Annotated in this window: 23 protein-coding genes; 13 read left to right on the forward strand and 10 right to left on the reverse strand. The window is 63.1% G+C overall.

Translation table 11 applies throughout. The annotated features are described in order from the left end of the window. Positions 1–32 precede the first annotated feature (32 nt). The 3 genes from GGQ66_RS14150 (at position 33) to GGQ66_RS14160 (ending at position 1628) form a co-directional block, all read left to right on the forward strand. Entirely contained in the window at positions 33–611 is a 579-nt protein-coding gene (locus tag GGQ66_RS14150; RefSeq protein ID WP_183793374.1) for a F0F1 ATP synthase subunit B, read from the forward strand. Positions 612–614: 3 nt separating this feature from the next. Continuing rightward, a complete protein-coding gene (locus GGQ66_RS14155; RefSeq protein ID WP_183793375.1) occupies positions 615–1100 on the forward strand; it encodes a F0F1 ATP synthase subunit B in 486 nt (161 codons plus the stop codon). A gap of 72 nt (positions 1101–1172) precedes the next feature. Continuing rightward, a complete protein-coding gene (locus GGQ66_RS14160) occupies positions 1173–1628 on the forward strand; it encodes a lasso peptide biosynthesis protein (RefSeq protein WP_183793376.1) in 456 nt (151 codons plus the stop codon). Here the strand turns inward: GGQ66_RS14160 and rnhB are convergent. From rnhB to GGQ66_RS14175, 3 genes are all read right to left on the reverse strand, one after another. Beyond that, the gene (gene rnhB / locus GGQ66_RS14165; RefSeq protein WP_183793377.1) at positions 1613–2296 is read right to left on the reverse strand and encodes a ribonuclease HII; all 684 of its coding nucleotides are present in this window, start codon (positions 2294–2296) and stop codon (positions 1613–1615) included. The genes GGQ66_RS14160 and rnhB overlap by 16 nt on opposite strands. A gap of 6 nt (positions 2297–2302) precedes the next feature. Next, positions 2303–2521 (reverse strand): hypothetical protein, encoded by a 219-nt coding sequence (locus tag GGQ66_RS14170; RefSeq protein ID WP_183793378.1) that lies wholly within the window; start codon positions 2519–2521, stop codon positions 2303–2305. 102 nt (positions 2522–2623) lie between these two features. Beyond that, complete coding sequence (locus tag GGQ66_RS14175; RefSeq protein ID WP_183793379.1) at positions 2624–3781, reverse strand: PA0069 family radical SAM protein; 1158 nt, start codon at positions 3779–3781, stop codon at positions 2624–2626. Positions 3782–3911: 130 nt separating this feature from the next. Here GGQ66_RS14175 and GGQ66_RS14180 point away from each other — a divergent pair, with 130 nt between their 5' ends. Continuing rightward, complete coding sequence (locus tag GGQ66_RS14180) at positions 3912–4430, forward strand: glycosyltransferase family protein (protein WP_183793380.1); 519 nt, start codon at positions 3912–3914, stop codon at positions 4428–4430. A 1-nt stretch (position 4431) separates the two neighbouring features. On the opposite strand, the gene moaB is transcribed toward GGQ66_RS14180, so the two are convergent. From moaB to GGQ66_RS14200, 4 genes are all read right to left on the reverse strand, one after another. Further along, positions 4432–4974 carry a molybdenum cofactor biosynthesis protein B gene (moaB, locus tag GGQ66_RS14185; protein ID WP_183793381.1) on the reverse strand — a complete coding sequence of 181 codons (543 nt, stop codon included), beginning with the start codon at positions 4972–4974 and terminating at the stop codon, positions 4432–4434. Continuing rightward, positions 4971–5852, reverse strand: coding sequence for a 4-(cytidine 5'-diphospho)-2-C-methyl-D-erythritol kinase (locus GGQ66_RS14190; RefSeq protein ID WP_183793382.1), 882 nt, complete (start codon positions 5850–5852; stop codon positions 4971–4973). Before GGQ66_RS14190 ends, moaB begins: the two co-directional genes overlap by 4 nt. Further along, entirely contained in the window at positions 5849–7861 is a 2013-nt protein-coding gene (locus GGQ66_RS14195; RefSeq protein ID WP_237358932.1) for a tetratricopeptide repeat protein, read from the reverse strand. The genes GGQ66_RS14190 and GGQ66_RS14195 overlap by 4 nt, the downstream gene beginning before the upstream one ends. Positions 7862–7993: 132 nt before the next feature. Then, a complete protein-coding gene (locus tag GGQ66_RS14200) occupies positions 7994–9010 on the reverse strand; it encodes a polyprenyl synthetase family protein (protein ID WP_183793384.1) in 1017 nt (338 codons plus the stop codon). 207 nt (positions 9011–9217) lie between these two features. Here GGQ66_RS14200 and GGQ66_RS14205 point away from each other — a divergent pair, with 207 nt between their 5' ends. The 9 genes from GGQ66_RS14205 to glyS all read left to right on the forward strand — a co-directional run bounded on the left by GGQ66_RS14205 (position 9218) and on the right by glyS (position 18539). Next, positions 9218–9439 carry a putative signal transducing protein gene (locus GGQ66_RS14205; RefSeq protein ID WP_183793385.1) on the forward strand — a complete coding sequence of 74 codons (222 nt, stop codon included), beginning with the start codon at positions 9218–9220 and terminating at the stop codon, positions 9437–9439. Continuing rightward, positions 9436–10212 carry a tRNA1(Val) (adenine(37)-N6)-methyltransferase gene (locus tag GGQ66_RS14210; protein ID WP_370686353.1) on the forward strand — a complete coding sequence of 259 codons (777 nt, stop codon included), beginning with the start codon at positions 9436–9438 and terminating at the stop codon, positions 10210–10212. The genes GGQ66_RS14205 and GGQ66_RS14210 overlap by 4 nt, the downstream gene beginning before the upstream one ends. An 81-nt stretch (positions 10213–10293) precedes the next feature. Next, on the forward strand, positions 10294–11154 hold the full coding sequence (locus tag GGQ66_RS14215) for a S49 family peptidase (RefSeq protein ID WP_183793386.1): 861 nt from the start codon (positions 10294–10296) through the stop codon (positions 11152–11154). Between the two features lie 13 nt (positions 11155–11167). Next, entirely contained in the window at positions 11168–11368 is a 201-nt protein-coding gene (locus GGQ66_RS14220; RefSeq protein ID WP_183793387.1) for a hypothetical protein, read from the forward strand. 82 nt (positions 11369–11450) lie between these two features. Next, positions 11451–12407, forward strand: a complete 957-nt coding sequence (locus GGQ66_RS14225; protein ID WP_183793388.1) for a glycine--tRNA ligase subunit alpha — start codon at positions 11451–11453, stop codon at positions 12405–12407. 99 nt (positions 12408–12506) lie between these two features. Continuing rightward, positions 12507–13061 (forward strand): LemA family protein, encoded by a 555-nt coding sequence (locus GGQ66_RS14230; protein WP_183793389.1) that lies wholly within the window; start codon positions 12507–12509, stop codon positions 13059–13061. 6 nt (positions 13062–13067) lie between these two features. Beyond that, positions 13068–14330, forward strand: a complete 1263-nt coding sequence (locus GGQ66_RS14235; RefSeq protein WP_183793390.1) for a 3-phosphoshikimate 1-carboxyvinyltransferase — start codon at positions 13068–13070, stop codon at positions 14328–14330. After that, positions 14327–16261 (forward strand): DUF2207 domain-containing protein, encoded by a 1935-nt coding sequence (locus GGQ66_RS14240; RefSeq protein ID WP_183793391.1) that lies wholly within the window; start codon positions 14327–14329, stop codon positions 16259–16261. The genes GGQ66_RS14235 and GGQ66_RS14240 overlap by 4 nt, the downstream gene beginning before the upstream one ends. Before the next feature lie 103 nt (positions 16262–16364). Continuing rightward, entirely contained in the window at positions 16365–18539 is a 2175-nt protein-coding gene (gene glyS, locus GGQ66_RS14245) for a glycine--tRNA ligase subunit beta (RefSeq protein WP_183793392.1), read from the forward strand. 77 nt (positions 18540–18616) lie between these two features. Here glyS and GGQ66_RS14250 read toward each other — a convergent pair whose 3' ends face one another. The 3 genes from GGQ66_RS14250 to purD form a co-directional block, all read right to left on the reverse strand. Beyond that, positions 18617–20425 (reverse strand): methyl-accepting chemotaxis protein, encoded by a 1809-nt coding sequence (locus GGQ66_RS14250; RefSeq protein ID WP_183793478.1) that lies wholly within the window; start codon positions 20423–20425, stop codon positions 18617–18619. A 189-nt stretch (positions 20426–20614) separates the two neighbouring features. Continuing rightward, positions 20615–21082, reverse strand: coding sequence for a plant virulence effector HPE1-like domain-containing protein (locus GGQ66_RS14255; protein ID WP_183793393.1), 468 nt, complete (start codon positions 21080–21082; stop codon positions 20615–20617). Between the two features lie 116 nt (positions 21083–21198). Further along, positions 21199–22470: a phosphoribosylamine--glycine ligase gene (purD, locus tag GGQ66_RS14260; RefSeq protein WP_183793394.1), complete on the reverse strand. Its 1272-nt coding sequence runs from the start codon at positions 22468–22470 to the stop codon at positions 21199–21201. Positions 22471–22650 lie beyond the last annotated feature (180 nt).

The following is a 22650-nucleotide window of genomic DNA, read 5'->3' on the forward strand; positions in this document are numbered from 1 at the left end:
CTTTGCATCCGAGAGTACACCTGGAGGTGAGCATGTTCATCAGCCCGGCATATGCAGAAACTGCGCCGGCCGAAGGAGCGACGCATACGGAAACCGGTACCGCCCACGAAGGTGCGTCCGGCGTTTTCCCGCCCTTCGACAGCCAGACCTATCCGTCCCAGATCCTGTGGCTGGTCATCACGTTCGGCCTGTTCTACATGCTCATGCAGAAGGTCATCGCACCGCGCATCGGCAGCATCCTCGAACAGCGTCACGACCGTATCGCTCAGGATCTCGACGAGGCCAGTCGCCTGAAGGCAGAAGCCGACGCCGCTGTCGAGGCCTATGAAAAGGAACTGGCCGCCGCCAAGTCCAAGGCCGGTAGCATCGCCTCCACCGCCCGCGACGAAGCCAAGGCCAAGGCCGACGCAGAACGCGCAGCCGTGGAAGCCGATCTGACCGCCAAGGTCGCCGCTGCGGAAGCCCGCATTGGCGAAATCAAGGCCAAGGCATTCACCGAAGTCGGCACCATCGCCGAAGAAACCGCATCCGCCATCGTCGAACAGTTGATCGGCGCCACGGTTTCGGAAGGCGAGCTGAAGGCTGCGGTTTCCGCTGCCAAGGAGGCTTGATCCATGCACTTCGACGCAACATTTTTCGCCTTTGTCGGTTTGCTGCTCTTCTTCGTGCTGATTGCCTACCTCAAGGTTCCGGGCATGATCGGCAAGTCGCTTGATGCCCGCGCTGCGAAGATTTCCGACGAACTGGCGGAAGCCAAGCGCCTTCGGGAAGAGGCACAGCATCTGCTGGCCGAATATCAGCGCAAGCGCAAGGAAGCCGAAGCCGAAGCCGCAGGCATCGTTGCTGCTGCTGAACGCGAAGCCGCCGCCCTGACTGCCGAAGCGCGCCAGAAGACGGAAGAATTCGTCGCTCGCCGCAACGCGCTGACCGAACAGAAGATCAAGCAGGCGGAAGCCGAAGCGATCCAGGTCGTTCGTGCCGCCGCTGTCGATCTGGCCATCGCAGCCGCCGAAAAGGTCGTTGCCGCCAAGGCCGATAGCAATGTGCAGAACAATCTGTTCCAGAGCGCGGTTGGTGAAGTGAAGGCCCGCCTGAACTGATCCCCTCGGTATCGTGAATATTGAAGAGGCCGGTTGCGAAAGCATCCGGCCTTTTTGTTTCCAGGGAAGCAAATGACGGATGATGTCGAACTGCTCAAACGTGTCTCGCGCGTCCGGCATTTCATGCCGGACATATGGCGTGCGTGGCATGTCGAATATGACCGTCCATTTCCGGTTCCGCTTTCCACGGGAACGTGTGGACGGACCAGTCTGCTGTTGCAGAAGATATTGCAGGCCGATGGCTATGCTGCCCGCTGGTGTATCGGTTCAGCGTTGCAGGAGTGCGGTTTCTTCGATGGTGAGGGTTGGCGCAGCCATGCCTGGGTGGTCTGCTCGGATCTTATCCTGGATATCACGGCAGATCAGTTCGGCGCGCCACCGGTCATCGTTTCTCCCGTGGGCGACAGCCGCTACCGCGAGAGCAATGTCGATCCGGCGTCAGAGGTCTGGCAGGTCAAGCGGGATCTCGCCGCGTCGGAAGCAATGGTTCTGTGGCGCCGGCACAGCGAGGCTCATTCCTTGCCTTGAATGGCACGAAGCGGTTTGAAGCTCATCCGGTGGAGCGCGCAGGCCCCCTGATCCTTGATCGCCTGTCTGTGGCTCTCCGTGGGATAGCCCGCGTGCTTGGCGAAGCCATATGCTGGGTAAACCGTATCGGCCCGCTTCATCATCCGGTCGCGTGTCACCTTGGCGAGAATGGAAGCCGCGGCAATCGACACACTGCGGCTGTCGCCCTTGACGATAGCCTTGGCGGGCAGACCGGTGCCGGGCGGCACGTCGCGCCCGTCGGACAGGACGAAGCGGGCGGGCACCGAGAGCGAAAGCACCGCCCGGCGCATCGCATCCAGGCTTGCCTTACGAATGTCGGTGGCATCAATTCGTTCCGGGCCAGACGAGGCGATGGCGACGGCCAGCGCCGTTTCGATGATATGCTCGAACAGGCGTTCGCGCTGCGCTTCGGTCAGCTTCTTCGAATCGTTCAGGCCCTCGGGAATATTGTCGGGATCGAGGATGACCGCGGCGGCAACCACGGGCCCGGCGAGCGGGCCTCGGCCGGCCTCATCCGTGCCTGCCACCGGCCAGTAGCCGAGCGCTTTCGCCTCCAGCTCGAAACTGAAATCAGGCGCCGTAAGCTTCTCCATAACGGGAAGCGCGGAAAAAAGGGCAGGAGAATCGGAGGGTGCGCGACGTTTCATGCGGTATCAGTCGCACGCGTCCCCGATCTCCCGCAAGTCCTCCGGCCGCTTCTGGAACATGCGGCGGACCGTAAAGCGGCCGGAGGTGTCGGGCGAGGCGGTGGGATTGCTCGACCCGAACCGATCCAGCCGAGGCAAAAGCCGGATCGGGAACCAATTCGCGATGGCGGCGCGAACCGGATGATGATGCCCCTTACCGGTGACGAGGGGCGAAAACCAAAGCATGCGGCGCAAAACCGCCTGGTGGCTTTGCGATAACGGCATGCGCAGAACCGAAGGCCTGGGGCGCTGGCGGCGAATCGGAGAGATCGCGACGCGCTTTGGGCTTCACAGAAGCGAAAGCTGCACACCGCTGCCATTGGGTGGCACGAAGAGGTCGTCGCGCATCGGCATGCCGCGCCGGGTCAGTTCCAGCCGCTTGGCGGCAAGCTCAAAACGCCGGCTGATCTGCCAGGCATAGGGACCGGCCCCCTTCATGCGTTTGCCGAACTCGGCATCGTAGTCCTTGCCGCCTCGCATCGAGCGCACCAGCGACATGACGTGCTGGTAGCGATGCGGATAATGGCGCAGCAGCCACTCGCGAAAGAGCGGGCTTACCTCCAGCGGCAGGCGCAGCAGCACATAGCTGGCCTCGCGCGCGCCGCAGGCTTTGGCCGCCTCCAGAATGCGCTCGATTTCGTGGTCATTGAGCGCGGGAATGATCGGCGAGGCCAGAACGCCGACGGGAATACCCGCCTCGCTCAGCGCCTTGATGGCTTCCAGTCGCCGGGTGGGCGTGGAGGCGCGCGGTTCCATCAATCGCGCCAGCTTGCGGTCGAGCGTGGTCACCGAAATGCCGACCTTGGCGAGCCCTTGCTCGGCCATGCCGGCGAGGACGTCGATGTCACGCATCACCATGGCCGACTTGGTAACGATGGTCACCGGATGCCTGGCAGCCGCCAGCACCTCAAGGATCTGCCGCATGATGCGCCATTCCTTCTCGATGGGCTGGTAGGGGTCGGTATTGGTGCCGATGGCGATCGTGCGCGGCTTGTAGCCCGGCTTCGACAGTTCCCGCTCCAGCAGCCTTGCCGCGTCCGGCTTGGCGAAGAGCTTCGATTCGAAATCGAGCCCCGCAGAAAGTCCCATATAGCTGTGCGTCGGGCGTGCGAAACAGTAGATGCAGCCATGTTCGCAGCCCCGGTAGGGATTGATCGAGCGGTCAAAGGGAATGTCGGGCGATTCATTGCGGGTGATGATGGCGCGCGGCTTTTCCACCTGCACTTCAGTACGGAAGGGCTCGAGCGTTTCCATCGTCTCCCAGCCGTCGTCGAACACCTCCTTTTCCTGCGTCTCGAAGCGCCCCGCCGGGTTCATGGCCGCGCCACGCCCACGCCGGCGTCCGTCATCGACGCGCAGGCCGGATGTGCTGATCAGCGCTTCAGCCATATCTGTCGTGTTGGCAGGCGCAAAAGCAGCCTGCCCCGAAAGGGACGCCTGGATCATGGGGAACTCCTTGATGACGCATCTACCGCCTCAATAACTTTATTCCTATCGTTGGAACGTGAACAATGCAAGAACAAAAATGCGAAATCCGTCGATGGCATTTCCGGTTGCAATGCGGTAGATGTGACAAATGCTTACTGTGCTGATGGAATGCCTCGATCAGGAACCGGAACTTGCCCAATCGCTCGCTGTGCTCGTCAGCGGCGCGGTGGAGGGGCTCGTCAGCGATGTCGTGGTGCTCGATCGCGGCTCGAAGGATGGCACGGAACGGGTCGCGGAGGCGGCGGGTTGTCGGTTCCATAGCGATTGGGATCTCAACCAGGTGCTGGGTTCCGTGCGCGGCGAATGGCTCCTCCTGATGGAGCCGGGCGCGCGCCCGCAATTCGGCTGGGTGGACGAGATTGCCGAATATATGTCGATGAACCGCGACCCCGTGCGGTTCTCACCGTCGCGCCATTATCGTCGTCCGCTGCTGAAGCGGTTGATCGAGCGGGCGCAGCCGCTGGAAACCGGTGTCATCCTGTCGCGCAATCAGGCGCTTGGCCTCGCGCGGGCGGATATGAAGCTGAGCGAGCTTGCACGCGGCGTGAAATCCCGCCGGCTGGCGAGCGAAATGATCCCTGCCTGGGCGGCCCGAACGCTCCGCTGATTCAGCCCTTGCGGCGCAGGTGCTCATCGAGACGCGGCATGATCTCGACGAAATTGCAGGGCCGGTGACGATAGTCGAGCTGATCCTTGAGAATGCCGTCCCACCCGTCCTTGCAAGCCCCCGGCGAACCCGGCAGGCAGAACACGAAGACCGTGCCGATCAGGCCGGCGGTGGCGCGTGACTGGATGGTCGATGTGCCGATCTTGTCGAAGGAAATGCGGTGGAAGACCTGCGAGAACCCGTCCATGCGCTTGTCGAACAGGGGCTCAAGCGCCTCCGGTGTCACGTCGCGACCGGTAAAACCCGTGCCGCCGGTGGTAATCACCACATCCGCCACCTTGGCCTCGACCCAGCCGAGCACGGTTTCGCGGATACGATCCTTGTCATCGGGGGCGATGGCCCGCGCGGCAAGCCGGTGGCCGGCGGCCTGTAAACGGTCCGCGAGTGTCTGGCCGGATTTGTCGTCCTCCAGCGTTCGCGTGTCGGAGACGGTCAGAACGGCGATGTCGAGCGGAATGAAACTCTTTTCAGCCGAATGCGTCATGGTTCGTCTCCTGAAACGGTGGTCATGGCCTGCACGAACCAGCCGGGCTGGGCGCTGCGAAGGTTGCGTTCGGCGGCGCGTGCGGCCTCCCGGGTCTCGTAAAGACCGAAGCAGGTGGCGCCCGAGCCGGACATGCAGGCAAGCCGCGCACCGGTCAGGTTCATGAGCGTGGTGATGAAGCCGATCTCCGGCACGATCTGCCGGGCCGCTGGCTCCAGGTCGTTACGCTGGCCGGCGAGAAAGTCGATCCAGTCCGTCAGCGCGAAGGAGGAAGGCAGCGGCTCCATTGGCGGGTTGTCGCGGCGGGCCAGCCGGCGAAAAGTCTCCGGCGTCGAAACCGGTTTCAGCGGGTTGACGAGCAGCAGATTGAGCGAGGGCAGGGTGGTGACGGGTGTGAGATCCTCGCCCACGCCACGGGCGATTGCAGGCCGGCCGGCAAGGCACATGGGCACATCCGCGCCCAGTCTGAGGGCGAGTGTCGCCAGCGTCGCATCGGGAAGGGTAGCATTCCACACCCGCATGAGCGCGCGCAGCGCCGCCGCCGCGTCCGCCGAACCGCCGCCAATGCCCGAGGCGACCGGAAGGTTCTTTTCCAGATGCAGCACCACGGGCGGGGTGTCGCCGCCTGCGGCCTGAACGGCGTCTCTCAGAAGATCGCGCGCGCGGATGACGAGATTGCCGCCATCGGTCTCAAGCCCCTTAGAGAACGGCCCGGATAGGGTGAAATCATCCGTATCGGCAAGGCGGGCGGTCAGAAGATCGCCGCGCTCGGTAAAGGTCACGAGACTGTCGAGAAGATGATAGCCATCCTCGCGCTGCCCGGTCACATGCAGCGCGAGATTGATCTTGGCCGGCGCGGTCTCGACAACCAGGCTCACGGCTGTTCGGGTTCGGCCGAAGGCACGACCAGAACCTGGCCGGGCTCTAGCCGGTTCGGATATTTCTGCAGGGCCGGATTGGCCTTGATGAGATCAACGAAGCGGTTGCCGTCGCCAAACACCTTCACGGCGATCTTCCACAGCGTATCGCCGGGCTGAACCGTATAGGTATCCTGCTCGACAGCACTTTCCTCGGCGGCAGCCTTGGCCTTTTCGGCTTCGAACGCGGTCTTGGCCTTTTCGGCCTGTGCGACTTCTTCAGGCGTCAGGTCCGGCAGGCCATTCTTGATCTTTTCCTCGATCTTCGGAATTTCGGCCGCTTCCGGCTTGAGTTCCAGCGCGTTTTTCCACTGGAACCCGGCTTCCAGCTTGCGGCCCACACGCCAGTAGGCATCGCCCAGATGGTCATTGATGGTCGAATCGCCGGCGCGCAGCGAGGTCGCGCGCTCCAGTTCTTCCACGGCGGCATCGAAGCGGCCAAGGCGATAATAGGCCCAGCCAAGCGAATCGACGATGTAACCGTCATCCGGCCGCAGCTCCACGGCCTTGCGGATCATCTCGAGCCCCTTGTCGAGGTTCTTGTTCATGTCCACCCAAGAATAGCCGAGATAGTTCAGAACCTGCGGCTGGTCCGGATTGAGCTCCAGCGCCTTGAGGAAATTCGGCTCTGCCTTGTCCCATTGCTTCAGGCGCTCGTATGCAATGCCGCGCTGGAAGAAGATCGACCAGTTCTGCGGCTTGGCACTGTTGCCGATCACCTCGGCGGCACGATCATAGTTCGCCGCCATTTCCGCATAGTCCTTGGCGTCGGAAAGAACGCTGCCATAGGAGAGGTAGCTGCGCAGGTCGGTAGGATCGGCATCGATCAGCGATTTCAGATGCTTGCGCGCCTCGTCCACCTCGCCGGTCTGGGCCAGCGCCAGGCCGAGCTGCAACTCCGAGATGCGGCGCATCGGCGAGTTTTCCGGCACCTTGCGGTAGAATTCGATGGCTTCCTTCGGCCGTTCCAGCTCGTCGGCAATGCCGCCCAGAAGAATAAGCGTGTCGGCGCTTTTCGGATCGAGAGCGCTGGCAATCTGCATGTAGAGGCTGACGACATCCTCGGCACCCGGACGGTTCAGCGCCCCGCCGATGGAAAACAGCACCGCGCTCGCCCCTTCCGTCGGGTCCGTCACCTGCTGGATCTGTGGTTCGTCCTTCTCGATGGACGCGCGCAACGCCTTCAGCGGCGCATAATTCGGTGTCACGGTCTCGCCGGCGGAAATGCTGTCGAGCGCCTTCTGCTTGTTGCCGCTGGCGGCCTCCAGCCGCGCCAGCGCCATCACGGCGCGCATGAAGGTATCCGGCGCGGTACCCGCACCCTCACGGTCCGTCACGGCGGCGGAGAGGAACTTGCGGGCCTTGACGGGGTCGCCGGCGACAATCGCCAGCGCGCCGCCATGGTAGTTGCGAAACAGCGCGTACCAGTCCGGCCCTTTCAGCTTCTCGATCTGGGAAACGGCTTCCGCGCCCTTGCCGGCACCCACCTGCGCCCAGGCGGAAAGAAGGCTGTTCATCAGCCGGTCCAGATCGTTCGGGCCGTTATATTTCAGGATGGCGTCGGCGCTTGCGTAATCCTTGCGGCGAATGGCATCGGTGGCGCGCACCACGGTCGTCACGCGCTCGAAGGCCTTGTCGTCCTTCAGCTCTTCGGCAAGCTTGGCGCCCTCTTCGAAGGCGCCGCTCATCAGCAGCGTGAACATCAGCCGTTCGCGGATTTCGATGTGACCGGGCTCAATCGCCAGCGCCTTTTTATAAAGCTGGGCGGCGGTCTTGTAATCCTTGTCGGTGTCGGCGTTACCGGCGGCCAGAAGCGCGCCGGAGAAGCTGGTGACGCTTTCCGGGTCGAAGCTTTCGGTTTCCGCCGTCTTCGGCTGGGTGTCCTCGGCCAGCGCCGGAAGCGCGCCGAGGCCGAGTAGCAGAACGAACGCCGTGCCGGAAAGCAGGCGAAGGGCGGAACCGTGCCGCATGGAAAAGCCTTTCATCAGAATTCACCGGCTCTGGCCGGGGCGAAGGAGGACGGGTCTTCGCGGGCCGAGTCATTCACGCGCAGGATGGCTTTTTTGTAGCAGCGTCGCAAGAAATTCCCTTGCTTCACGACCTCAGTTTACGCGGCTGATGCAGAAGTCGATGACTTCCATCAGTGCTTCCTTGTGTGCACCGTCCGGCAGCGGCGCCAGCGCATCACGGGCAATTGCCCCGTAATGCTCGGCGCGGGCGATGGTGTCGGTCAGGCCGCCATATTTGGTGATGAGGCCGAGCGCCTTTTCGAGGTTCTCGTCGCTGGTCTCGCCATTTTCGATGGCCTTGCGCCAGAAGGCGCGCTCCTCATCGGTGCCGCGGCGCCACGAGAGAATGATGGGCAGGGTAATCTTGCCCTCGCGGAAGTCGTCACCGACATTCTTGCCGAGATCGGCAGCCTTGCCACCGTAATCGAGCGCGTCGTCGACAAGCTGGAAGGCGAGGCCGAGATTCATGCCGTAGGATTTCAGCGCATTGCGCGTCGAACGCGGCGTATTGGCAATGATCGGGCCGACTTCGGCTGCGGCGGCAAAAAGCGCGGCCGTCTTGGCGCGAATGACGGAGAGGTAATCGTCTTCCGTCGTTTCCATCTTCTTGGCGACGGAAAGCTGGAGAACCTCGCCTTCGGCAATCACGGCAGACGCGGACGACAGCACGTCGAGCGCATCGAGCGAGCCGACCTCGACCATCATGCGGAAGGCCTGACCGAGCAGGAAGTCACCGACCAGAACGCTGGCCTGGTTGCCCCAGATCATGCGCGCCGTGGACTTGCCGCGCCGCAGGTCGCTCTCATCCACCACGTCGTCATGCAACAGCGTTGCCGTGTGCAGGAACTCGACGCTGGTAGCGAGCTTGATGTGCCCTTCGCCCTGATAGCCGAACATGGCGGCGGAGGCGAGTGTCAGCATGGGGCGCAGCCGCTTGCCGCCGGACGAGATGAGATGGTTCGCCACTTCGGGAATCATCTGTACGTCCGACCCCGCCTTGGACAGGATGAGCTGGTTTACCCGCTCCATGTCGGCCCGTGTCAGATCCACCAGCGGCTTCACCGAAGCCTGTTTATTTTTGCCTTCTTCAAGCGATACGACGACGCCCAAGGATGAAACTCCTGCTTTCTGCCATTCACCGCCCGAGCCTTGCAGGGGGAGCGATGCGGCAGATTTGAAAAACTCTGCATAACTTCATCATTAAACCGAAATTCGGTTCAAGGCGTTAGGCAACTTGTCGCTCTAAGAATAAAAAGGCGGTTGGGGCACGGCAAGGGTGAATCGTTTCGGTCCAGCAAATTTGAGGGATTCGGTGATATGCGTGAACTGATCCGTACCAACGATGCCGTGATTCTGTCCTTCGCGGAGAGCCTGATGAAGGATGCAGGCATTGCCAGCCTTATCGCCGACCAGTCCATGAGTGTGCTGGAAGGCTCGCTCGGTCTGCTGCCGCGCCGGTTTCTGGTGGAAGAGGCGCGCGCCGTGGAAGCCCGCTATATCCTGATCGAGGCAGGACTGGAATCGGAGTTGATAACGTGAATGTGATCGAAACCGTCGATGCTTTCCATCGCGGCCGCTTCCATCTCGTCCAGCCCAAGGGCAGGGGCCATCGCGCGGGCATGGATGCCATGCTGCTCGCAGCCCTCGTTGATGCGCCGGGTCCGGTTCGCGTCGCGGATCTCGGCGCGGGTGCCGGTGCCGCCGGCATGGCGGTCGCCGCCCGCCTCGAAAGGGCTGAGGTCGTGCTTTACGAACGCGCGGCGGAAATGGCCGCTTATGCCCGCAAGAGCCTGGCGCTTGCCGAAAACGGGGCGATTCGCGACCGCGTATCGGTGCTCGAAGCCGATGTGACGTTGAAGGGCCGCGCCCGCATTGCCGCCGGCCTGCCCGACGATGCCTTCGACCACGTCATCATGAACCCGCCCTTCAACGATGCGGATGACCGCCGTACACCCGATGCGCTGAAGGCCGAGGCGCATGCGATGACCGAGGGTCTTTTCGAGGACTGGATCCGCACGGCAGGTGCAATCCTGAAACCCGGCGGTCAGTTGTCGCTGATTGCCCGCCCGCAATCCGTCGCCGAAATCATCGGCGCCTGCGGCCGCCGTTTCGGCGGGCTGGAAATCACCGCCCTTCACCCGCGTCCCGGCGAGGATGCCGTGCGTATCCTCGCCAGCGCCATCAAGGGCTCGCGCGCGCGCCTTCGCCTTCGCCACGGCCTCGTCATGCATGATGGCGATGGTCATGCCTTTTCGGCCTTCGTGGATGACCTCAACAATGGCCGGGCGGCGCTGGGGCGCACCGGGCGCTGAACCGAACCCCTTATTTCTGGCACTTGCGCACAGCCACCGGCACCATACATGAAGGGTGACGCCCATCATGGATCTGCCGAAATGAAGAATTTCATCAAACGCTTGCTGCCGAAACGCTTCCGCCACGAAGAAACGGTCATTCCGGTCGTGCGCCTGTCCGGGGCTATCATGGCCGGAGGCAGCGCGTTGCGACCGGCGCTGAACCTTGCCTCGGTGGCGCAGATGCTGGAGAAGGCTTTTTCGATGAAGGCGGCGTCCGCGGTGGCGATCCTCGTCAACTCGCCGGGCGGCTCTCCTGTGCAGTCGCGCTTCATCTTCGCCCGTATCCGCCAGCTTGCCGAGGAGAAGAACAAGAAGGTCTTCGTCTTCGTGGAGGATGTCGCGGCCTCCGGCGGTTACATGATCGCGCTGGCGGGCGATGAAATCATCGCCGATCCGACCTCGATTGTCGGCTCCATCGGCGTCGTTTCCGGCGGCTTCGGCTTTCCGGAGCTTTTGAAGAAGATCGGCGTCGAGCGTCGCGTCTATACGTCCGGCGAGAACAAGGTGATCCTCGATCCCTTCCAGCCGGAAAAGGAAAGCGACATCGATTATCTGAAAACGCTGCAGCACGAGATTCACGATGTCTTCATCGGCATGGTGAAGGAACGGCGCGGCAGCCGCCTCAAGGATGATCCCGCTCTTTTCTCCGGCCTGTTCTGGACCGGCGTCCGTGCGCTCGATCTCGGCCTCATTGACGGGCTGGGCGATCCGCGCGCCACGCTTCAGGCGCGTTACGGCAAGGATGTGAAGCTGCAACTGGTGACGGCGGCGAAGAGCCTCTTCGGACGCCGCCTGCCGGGCGTGGATGCAAGCGGTCCGGAACGCATCGCCGCAGCCGCCGCCGATGGTCTTGCGCAAACCGTGGAAGAAAGGGCATTGTGGTCACGCTTCGGACTGTAATCTCGGACGTTTCATGACCCGCATTCTCTTTTTCGTCGCCGCCGGCTTCGCCATCTGGTGGTTTTACCGCCGCTTCACCGCGGATGCGCGTAAACTGCAGCGCCAGCACAAGCGCAAGCGGCGCGAGGAGCGCAACAGGGCGCATGGCACGCTGGTGAAGGACGAAAAGACCGGCGAATATCGCGTCCGCCGCCCGGATGAGGAGGCGGAATAGGCCGGTTGGGCCTATTGCCGCTTGACCCTTCCGTTTCGTCGTGGCACTCGTCCCGGCACGAAATGATGACCCGGACAGAGCCATGACCGTGACCGAACTTCCCGCCCACATGAACCCGAAGCGCTCCTTTCAGGCGCTTATCCTGACGCTCCAGAACTACTGGGCCGACAAGGGCTGCGCCATTCTTCAGCCCTACGACATGGAAGTGGGCGCCGGTACGTTCCATCCGGCCACGACGCTGCGTGCGCTCGGCCCGAAGCCGTGGAAGGCCGCCTATGTGCAGCCCTCGCGCCGTCCCTCCGACGGCCGCTATGGCGAGAACCCCAACCGCCTCCAGCACTATTACCAGTATCAGGTCATCCTGAAGCCGAACCCCTCGAACCTGCAGGAACTTTACCTCGGCTCGCTGGCGGCCATCGGGCTTGACCCGCTGCTGCACGATATCCGTTTCGTGGAAGACGACTGGGAAAGCCCGACGCTCGGCGCCTGGGGGCTGGGCTGGGAATGCTGGTGCGATGGCATGGAAGTGTCGCAGTTCACCTATTTCCAGCAGGTCTGCGGCATCGAATGCGCTCCGGTCGCCGGTGAACTGACCTATGGTCTGGAGCGTCTCGCCATGTATGTGCAGGGCGTCGACAATGTTTACGAGCTGAACTTCAACGGCCGCGAGGGCGACGAGAAGATCACCTATGGCGACGTCTTCCTCCAGGCCGAGCAGGAATATTCCCGCTTCAACTTCGAATTTGCCGATACCGAGCTTCTGCACCGCCATTTCATCGATGCGGAAAAGGAATGCCAGGCGCTGTTGGCTGCCGGTCAACCGGGCGAAGCGGGTGGGCTGCACAAGTGCGTGCTGCCGGCCTATGACCAGTGCATCAAGGCCAGCCACGTCTTCAACCTGCTCGATGCGCGCGGCGTGATCTCCGTTACCGAACGCCAGAGCTACATCCTGCGTGTGCGCACGCTGGCCAAGGCCTGCGGCGAGGCCTTCCTCATGACGGAAGCCGGCGGCGTGAACTACAAGCGCGACGCGGCCTGATCAAATCGATCCCTTTATTTCGATCCCTGGGCGGGGAGGTGACATTTCCTCGCCGCCCGACTAATCTCCGCTCGAAAAATCGAGCCGGAGGATTCCCCCTTGTCGACCTATATTCTTCTCGCGATCGTCGCGATCGCGCTCTATGGCATCTTCACCTATAACGGCCTCGTCAAGGCTCGCCAGATGGCGGAGGAAGCCTGGTCCGGCATCGATGTGCAGTTGAAGCGCCGCGCCGACCTCATTCCCAACCTCGTCGAGACCGTCAAGGGTTATGCCGCGCACGAGCGCGAAACTTTCGAGGCCGTCGTCAACGCCCGCAACAAGGCGATTTCGGTGCCGGCCGGCGATGTCGAGGGGCGTGCGGCGGCCGAAGGGCTGCTCAGCCAGGCGCTTGGCAAGCTGATCGCGCTGTCGGAAGCCTATCCCGACCTCAAGGCCAACACCAACTTCCTCGAACTCCAGCGCTCGCTGGAAGGCGTCGAAGGCGAAGTGCAGATGGCCCGCCGCTATTACAACGGAGCCGCCCGCGATCTGAACGTCAAGGTCGAAAGCTTCCCGTCCAATCTCATTGCCGGCCAGTTCGGCTTTGCCAAGAAGCCCTATTTCGAAATCGAGAACCCGGCCGATCGCGCCGTTCCCTCGGTGAAGTTCTGAGTATCCATGACCCTCGACAAGCTGACGATTACCCCGCCCGCGCACCCGCTTTCCGGCAAGGTGAGCCCGCCGGGTTCCAAGTCCATCACCAACCGCGCGCTTCTGCTCGCCGGCCTCGCCAAAGGCGAAAGCCGGTTGACGGGCGCGCTGAAAAGCGATGACACGCTCTATATGGCAGAGGCACTCCGCGCGATGGGTGTCGAGGTCGAGGAGCCTGACGCCACCACCTTCCTCGTGCGCTCCTCCGGTGAGCTGAAAGCTCCGAAGGAACCGCTCTTCCTCGGCAATGCCGGGACGGCCACCCGCTTTCTCACGGCCGCCGTGGCGCTGGCCAGGGGTCGTTTCGTGGTGGATGGCGACGCGCATATGCGCAAGCGTCCGATCCGCCCGCTGGTCGATGCGCTGGCCTCGCTTGGCGTCGCCATCGAAGCGCCGACCGGCTGCCCGCCCGTTACCATCGATGCCGTCGGCGCCTTCAAGAGCCACCGCGTTGTCATCGATGCCGGGCTTTCCAGCCAGTATGTCTCGGCCATCCTGATGGCGGCGGCGCTTGCCGATGCGCCCTTCGAGATCGAACTGGCCGGTGCCGAAATCGGCGCGCGCGGTTACATAGACCTGACGCTCGCCGCCATGCGCGCCTTCGGCGCAAAGGTCGAGCAGCCAACGCCTGCCGTCTGGCGCGTCGAGCCGACGGGCTATACCGCCACCGATTTCCACATCGAGCCCGACGCCTCTGCCGCCACCTATCTTTGGGGCATGGAGGTTCTAACCGGCGGTTCCATCGACATCGGCACGCCCGCTGCCGATTTCACCCAGCCGGATGCGGAAGCCTACAAGGTCATCGCCGCCTTCCCGCACATGCCCGCCGTCATCGACGGTTCGCAGATGCAGGACGCGATCCCGACCATCGCCGTGCTGGCCGCCTTCAACGAAACGCCGGTGCGCTTTGTCGGCATCGCCAATCTGCGCGTCAAGGAATGCGACCGCATCCGCGCCCTTTCCCTTGGCCTGAATGGTATCCGGCCTGGATTGGCGGATGAGGAGGGCGACGACCTGATCGTCCATGCCGATCCGGCGCTGGCTGGCACCTGTCATCCGGCGAGGATCGACACCTTTGCCGATCACCGCATCGCCATGAGCTTTGCGCTGGCGGGCCTCAAGGTGGCCGGTATCGCCATTCTCGATCCCGATTGCGTCGGCAAGACCTATCCCGCCTATTGGGATGCTCTCAAGAGTCTCGGTGTCTCCTTCATCCGTGAGGCCGCATGAAACCCTTCCTCCGTCTGTTCGTTCTTCTCGTTCTTGCGCTTGGCATGGCGGTGAGCGTCGCGCGGGCGGAGGAATTCATCCAGTCCTACCACGCCGAAATCGCGGTGGCTGACGACGGTGAACTGACGGTGACGGAGTCGATCCGTGTGCGGGCCGAGGGCAATCGCATCCAGCGCGGTATCTTTCGCGATTTTCCGCTGACGCAGCTTGGCCCGGATGGCCGCACCCGGCAGGTCGATTTCGATGTCGTGTCGGTCGAGCGCGACGGTGCGTCGGAACCGTGGTTTACCGAAAACGTCACCGGCGGCCTGCGCATCTATACCGGCTCGAAGGATGTCTATCTTCCAACGGGTTCGCATCTTTACCGCATCACCTACAAGACCGGCCGGCAGATCCGTTATTTCAAGGATTACGACGAGTTGATGTGGAACGTCACCGGCAATGGCTGGCAGTTCCGCATGGCCGAAATCACCGCCACCGTCACCCTGCCGGAGGGCGTGCGGGCCGAGGATACCGCGGTCTATACCGGCAGGCTCGGCGACAAGGGGCGCGATGCCCGCGCCTTCATCGAGGGCAACCGGGTGCGCTTTGCCACAACGCGCGCTTTCGGGGCAGGCGAGGGGCTGACCATCGACCTGAAGCTGCCGAAGGGCGCCATCGCCGCACCCTCCGCCACGCAGGAACGCTGGTGGTGGTTTCGCGACAATCGAGACACGCTGATCGGCTTCGGCGGGCTTCTCGTCGTCTTCCTCTATTATTTCCGGGCCTGGGTGGCGGTCGGTCGCGATCCCGCCGCCGGCGTCATGGTGCCGCGCTGGGATGCGCCGGAAGGGATTTCGCCCGCGCTGGTCAACTATATCGATAACAAGGGCTTTTCTGGTCAGGGCTGGACGGCGCTGTCTGCCTCCGCGCTCGATCTCGCTGTAAAGGGCTACGTGACGCTGGAAGACCTCAAGCGCTCCATCGTCATTCGCCGCACGGACAAGGCGCTGCCCGCCAGGCTGCCGGAAGGGCAGGCCGCACTCGTATCTGCCATTGGCGAGGGCGGAGAACTCGTGATCGACAAGGCCCATGGCGAGCAGGTGGAACGGGTTGGCAAGGCCTTCCGCAATGCCATCGAGAAAGAACATCGCGGCAAATATTACCAGTCGAATGCGCTTTACATCGTCGGTGGTGTGTTGCTTTCGCTGGCAGCCCTGTTCGGCCTTCTGGTCTTTGGCGGCCTGAATGAAGATGCCGTCGCGCTTCTGATCGTGCCGGTCATCGCGGCCATTGTCATCGGCGTCATCGCAGTGAAGATCGGCAAGGGCTTCCGGGCGGGGGCTTCGCTCATCAGCCGCATCGGCGCGATCATTTCGCTCGGTTTCACCGGGCTGGTGGCCGTCAGCATTTTCGGCACGATCTTCGCGACCATCCTCACAGAAACCACCGATCACGGCGCCATGGTCACGCTGGTGGCGGGCGGCGGCATCGCGCTGGTCAACACGCTGTTCTTCTTCCTCATGGGCGCGCCCACGCCGCTTGGCCGCAAGCTGATGGATGGTATCGAGGGGCTCAGAACCTATCTGACGCTCGCCGAAAAGGACCGCATGAACATGGCTGGCGCACCGGAAATGTCGCCCAGCCATTTCGAAAAGCTTCTGCCCTATGCGGTGGCGCTCGGCGTCGAAAAGCCGTGGACGCGCACCTTCGAGACGTGGCTTGCCACGGCTGCCGCGGGTGCAGCCGCCGCGAACTACCAGCCCGGTTGGTATAACGGCAATGCCGGCTCCTTCTCGGATCGCATCGGCGGCTTCTCCTCCTCCATGGCGTCCACCATCGCCTCCACCATTCCCCAGCCGGTGTCGTCGTCGGGCTCCGGCTTTTCGGGCGGTGGGGGTGGCGGCTTCTCCGGCGGCGGCGGCGGCGGCGGCGGTGGCGGCGGCTGGTAAGCCGCGCCTCTGCCACAAAACACGGCCTTTGCGGCGTGACATTTCCGCTCCGGCTTGCTAGAGCCTCCCCAACACTTTCCAAACTGTTAGCTGGTCCATCGACATGCCCGATCTTCTGCTCGAACTCCGCTCCGAGGAAATTCCCGCCCGCCTGCAGCGCAAGGCCGCGGGCGACCTGAAGAAACTCGTCACCGATGCGCTGGTGGAAGCGGGCCTGACCTATGAGGGCGCGCGTGAATACTGGACGCCACGCCGCCTGACGCTCGACATTCGCGGCCTCACCGCCCGTTCGGCGGAAGTGCGCGAGGAAGTCAAGGGTCCTTCCACCAAGGCCCCGCAGCAGGCCATCGATGGCTTCCTGCGCAAGGCCGGCCTTTCCGACGTCGCGCAGGCGCAGGTGCAGAGCGACCCGAAGAAGGGCGATTTCTACGTCGCCATTCTCCAGAAGCCGGGCCGTGAAGCCGCCGACATCATCGCGGAAGCCATGCCGGGCATCATCCGCAATTTCCCCTGGCCGAAGCCCATGCGCTCGGGTGCGGCTTCCGCAAAGCCCGGTTCCCTGCGCTGGGTGCGCCCGCTGCAATCCATCATCTGCACGCTGGGTTCCGAACACGACGAAACCACCATCGTGCCCTTCGAGGTCGATGGCATCGTCGCCGGCAATGTCACCTATGGTCACCGCTTCCACGCGCCGGGCGCCATCACCGTGCGCCGTTTTGACGACTACGCCGCAGCGCTGGAACGCGCCCGTGTCGTGCTCGATGCCGAGCGCCGCAAGGACATCATCCTGCATGATGCCCGCGATCTCGCCTTCGCCTCCGGTCTGGAACTGGTGGAAGACGAAGGCCTCCTGGAAGAAGTCTCCGGCCTTGTCGAATGGCCGCAGGTGCTGATGGGCACCTTCGAGGAAGATTATCTGGCCATTCCCTCGGAAATTATCCGCCTGACGATCAAGACCAACCAGAAATGCTTCGTCACCCGCGCGCCGGGGGCAGAAACCCTGTCGAACAAGTTCATTCTGGTGTCGAACATTCAGGCCATCGATGGTGGCGCGGAAATCGTTCACGGCAACGGCAAGGTGGTGCGCGCCCGTCTTTCGGACGCCAAGCACTTCTGGACCCGCGATCAGGGCGACCTGCCGGACCTCGAAACGCTGAAGGCCTCTGCCGAAAAGTTCGGCCTCGATCTGTCGAAGCCGCTCGACCAGCGCATGGCCAAGCTCGATCACCTCAACGTCACCTTTCACGCCAAGCTGGGCACGCAGGGCGAGCGCGTTTCGCGCATCCGCAAGCTGGCGGCAGAACTCGGCAAGGCAGTCTTTGCCGGGATGACGGAAACCCAGAAGGTGGCCGAACCCGACATCGCCAGGCTCTCCGAAGCCGAATTCCTCAAGCTGGTGGATCGCGCCGTGGTTCTCGCCAAGGCTGACCTTCGCACCGAAGCAGTCGGCGAATTCCCGGAGCTTCAGGGTGTCATGGGCCGCAAGTATGCGACGCTTCAGGGCGAACCGGACGCCGTCGCCACCGCCATCGAAGACCATTACAAGCCCCAGGGCCCCTCCGACCGCGTGCCGTCCGGCCGCGTCGCGCTGACGGTCGCACTGGCCGACAAGCTCGATACGCTGACGGGCTTCTGGGCCATTGACGAAAAGCCGACCGGCTCCAAGGACCCCTATGCGCTTCGTCGCGCTGCCCTCGGTGTCGTCCGTATTATACTGGAGCGGGACATTCGGTTGCCGCTGCTGGCCATCACCAGGGATGCCGATCTCCTCTCCTTCTTCCATGATCGCCTCAAGGTCTATCTTCGCGATCTCGGTGCACGTCACGACCTCATCGATGCCGTGCTGACGCCGGAGGCGGATGATTTGCTGATGGTTGCCCGCCGTGTCGAGGCGCTGACGGCCTTCATTACGGGGGAGGAGGGGCTGAACCTTCTGGCTGGCACCAAGCGCGCCACGCAGTTGCTCGCCGCCGAAGAGAAGAAGGGCACGGTCATCGCCGATGGCGTGTCGGAAGACCTGCTGACGCTCGAGGCCGAAAAGGCACTCTATGCCGCCATCCGCACGGCTTCTGCCGCTGCGGCGCAAGCCGTGAAGGCCGAGGATTTCCGCAGTGCCATGGCCGCCCTTGCGGTGTTGCGCGCGCCGGTCGACCGCTTCTTCGAGGATGTGCTGGTGAACGACGAGGACGCGGCCATCCGCGCCAACCGTCTGGCCCTTTTGAAAGCCATCCGCGCCGCAACCGGCACTGTGGCGGATTTCTCGAAGATCGCCGGATAAAGCTCCGGTTCGGCCTCATCGAATGCAAAAAGCCGCCGGATCGCTCCGGCGGCTTTTGCGTTTAGGCCGTTCAGTGCTTACGCTGCGTAGCGCTGCTGTTCACGCGCGCCGCTGACGCGGAAATTGCGCACCAGATCGATCAGCTCTTCCGCATCGCGGGCGAGCATTTCGGCGGAGGCCGTGGTTTCCTCGGCAATGGCCGCGTTCTTCTGGGTCGTCACATCGAGCGAGCCCATGGCGCTGGCGATGGAGTGGAGCGTGGTGTTCTGCTCGGCCGCGCCGTGGGCGATCTTGGAGACGATTTCGTTGGCGGTCTGGATCTGCGTGGAAATGCGCTTCAACGCCTCGCCCGCCTCACCGACGAGACGCACACCATTCTCGACCTGACCGGAGGAGCGGGAAATCTGCGCCTTGATCTCCTTGGCGGCGGCGGCGGAGCGTTGGGCGAGTTCACGCACTTCCTGCGCCACCACGGCAAAGCCCTTGCCGCTTTCACCGGCGCGGGCGGCCTCCACACCGGCGTTCAGCGCCAGAAGGTTGGTCTGGAAGGCGATTTCATCGATCACACCGATGATCTTGGTAATTTCCTCCGAGGATTGGGCGATGCCGCCCATGGCCTCGATGGCTTCGGCCACCACCGCATCGCTGCGCACGGCCTCGTCATTCACCGAATGCACTTCCTGCGCCGCGCGGCGCGCACCGTCGGCGGTCTGGCGCACGGCCACGTTCAGCTCATCGATGGCGGCGGCGGTTTCCTCAAGGCTTGCTGCCTGCTGCTCGGTGCGACGGGCCAGTTCGCCGGACGCCGAACGGATCTGCTCCTTGGCGCTGCCGATTTCCGTGCTCTTGGCGGAAACGCGGGACAATGCGGTTTCAAGCTGGCCAACCGCCTCGTTGAAATTGGCGCGCAGCGTGGCGTAGTCGGTTCCGAGATCGGCGCACCGCACGGTGAGGTCGCCCTGCGCCAGCCTGTTCAGGGCCGTGCCGATGGTGCTGACGGCATGCGCCTGCTTGTCGGCGGTCTCGCCCTGCAGTCGGGCATTGGCCTGGCGCTCGCCGTCGAGTTCGGCGCGGTGCTGCGCTTCGCGTTCCGCCATCTGGTGGCGTTCGCGCACCTTGTCCTGCAGCGCCTGCGTGGCCTTGGCCATCAGGCCGACTTCGTTGCGCATGTCGGTGTGGGGAATGGTGATCTGCGTGTTCTCTTCGGCGACAGCCTGCAGCGCACCATGGACGGCGGCCAGCGGGCGGGTGATGCCGCGAATGACGAACCAGGCGGCGGCCATGCCGATTACCAGCATGGCGATGACGACGCTTGCGGCGTTCAGCACGGTGGCGACGATCTGTGCCCTGAGATCGTCGGTGTAGACGCCGGTGCCGACGACGAGCTTCCACGGCTCGAATGTTTGCGAATAGCCGGTCTTCGGGAACATCTGGTCATCAGGCTGGCCGGGCTTGGTCCATTCGAAATCGGTGAAGCCACCTCCCGCACGACCCTTTTCCACCACATCGACCAGGAAGGCGAAGCCGTTCTTGTCCTTCACGTCCTTGAAGCTCTTGCCGATGCTCTTGGGGTTCGGGTGGAAGATCTGGATGTAATTGTAGTCATAGCCGTAAAAATAGCCGTCCGGCGTGAACTTCAGCTTGACGATGGCGGAGTAGGCCCGGCTCTTGGCCTCTTCCTCGCTCAGTTCACCCGATTTCTGGCGCTGGTAATAGCTGTCGAGCAGGGAAACCGCGGTTTCCACCTGCGAGCGCAGCATTGTGTAGCGCTCGGCATAGATGGCGTTGACGGAGGCGCGGATTTCGAATGCCGTGGCAACGGCGAAGGCGGCGATAAGGCCAGCCACCAGCAGGATCAACTGTCTGGAAATCTTCAGGTTTCGCATGGTGCGTCGCTTCATGGGAGGTGCCGGTTTCACCAAGCCGGCATCATGCCTAGGGCGTTGCACCTGTTTTGGACCAGGGAAGGACGTCATGCCGTTCCATTGCGACGCAGCATAACCGTATAGGTAGTTAAGAAACGTTGAAACCCCTTTAAACGAAGGGGGGTATGGCAACCATTCGGCGCGCGGCCGTTACTTGAGGCGCAACTCGAAGCCGCCGAAGTCGCTGGCCGCTTTGGCCGGTTCGGCGGAAACGGCAGCGGTGGTGGCCGTCGGGTCGACGCCATCCTGACCGGTCACTCCAGCCGCGACGGGAGGCTCGACCCCGTTGATCACGGGCTTGGCCGTCATGGCGGCTTCTGTCTCGGGGGTCAGTTTCTGATGATAGACGGTCGGGGAGCCACCCATCCACCGGTCGGTGCGCACCAGCATCCGCTCGCCATTGATGGTGAGGATCTCTTCCTTCTGCACGTCTTCTCCCAGCGTCGGCACCTTGTAGCCGCTGCGTTCTTCCGGCGGCTTCACCGGCGGGCAGGTGGCGCAGGACATGCTGACCATGCTGTCATTGCCAAGGCGCGTGCCCGCAACGAACTCGATGGACGAGGCGAAGGCGGGAAGGGCGGTACTGGCTGCAAGAATGGCGAGGATGACGAGACGCATCACATGGTTCTCCCTTATGATGGTGGGAGACTAGCGCGGCTTTCTTTCGATCCCGTCAGGAGAATTGGTAAAAATTGAGCGAAACCGCTGGTTTTCCGGCGGTTTGCTCCGAAATGTTACGCCTGCTCGCGTTCCACGGCACGCCAGCCGATATCGCGGCGGCAGAAACCGTTTTCCCACTCGATCCGGTCGACAAGGGCATAGGCCCGGGCCTGCGCCTCGGCGACGGTCTCGCCCGTTGCCGTCACGTTCAGCACGCGGCCGCCGGTCGCGACCAGCTTTCCATCCTTCAGCGCGGTGCCGGCGTGGAAAATCTTCTCGCCTTCGCCGGTTTCGGGCAGCGAAGCAATCGGCGTCGCCTTCTCGTAGGAACCGGGATAGCCCTTCGATGCCATCACCACCGTCAGCGCCGGGCCCTCATGCCATTCGGCACTCACCTGATCGAGCGTTCCGGTCGCCGTTGCATAGAGCAGCGGCAGCAGATCGGATTTCAGCCGCGTCATCAGCACCTGGCATTCAGGATCACCGAAGCGGACATTGTATTCGATGAGTTCCGGCCCCTTGGCCGTGATCATCAGCCCGGCGAAGAATACGCCGGAGAAGGGGTTGCCGTCTTTCGCCATGCCGGCAATCGTCGGCTCGATGATCTCCTTCATGGTGCGTTCCACCATGGCGGGCGTCATCACCGGTGCCGGGGAATAGGCGCCCATGCCGCCGGTGTTCGGGCCGGTATCGCCGTCGCCCACGCGCTTGTGGTCCTGCGCGGTGGCGAGCGCCAGCGCATGCTTGCCGTCGGAAAGAACGAAGAAGCTCGCTTCCTCGCCGTCGAGGAAGGCTTCCACGACCACTTCGGCGCCGGCAGCGCCGAACGCGCCGGAGAAGCAGTCATCGATGGCGGCCAGCGCCTCATCCAGCGTCATGGCGACGGTCACGCCCTTGCCGGCGGCAAGGCCATCGGCCTTCACGACGATGGGGGCACCCTGTTCGCGGGTGTAGGCCTTGGCGCTTTCGGCATCCTTGAAGCGCTTGTAGGCACCGGTCGGAATATCGTAGCGGGCGCAGAGGTCCTTGGTGAAACCCTTGGAACCTTCAAGCTGGGCAGCGGCAGCGGACGGGCCGAAAGTGGAGATGCTGGCGGCGCGCAGCGTATCCGCCAGACCGGCCACGAGCGGCGCTTCCGGGCCGACGACCACGAAGCCGATGCCCTTGTCCTTGCAGAAAGCCACGACGGCGGCGTGATCGTCCGGATCGATGCCGGCGGGCTCGGCATGTTCGAAAATGCCGGGATTGCCGGGCGCCGCGTAAAGCGTTTCGAGGAGCGGCGATTTTGCCAGTTTCCAGGCCAGCGCATGTTCGCGTCCGCCCGATCCGATCAGAAGAACTTTCATGGTCAAATCCCCGCTTGCCCGGGCAATTCCAGGAAAAATGTAAAGCAGTTTCCCGCTTGGAATTGCGATCATAAGATGCCAAGGCGGTTAAGGGCAGGGTGGCAAAAGGTCAAGCGGAGATTGGCATCACCGCCCTCATCCACCTGCCGTGACCTTCTCCTCCCGGGGAGAAGGATATAC

It is taken from the genome of Allorhizobium borbori (assembly GCF_014196535.1).
Classification (GTDB): Bacteria; Pseudomonadota; Alphaproteobacteria; order Rhizobiales; family Rhizobiaceae; genus Ectorhizobium; species Ectorhizobium borbori.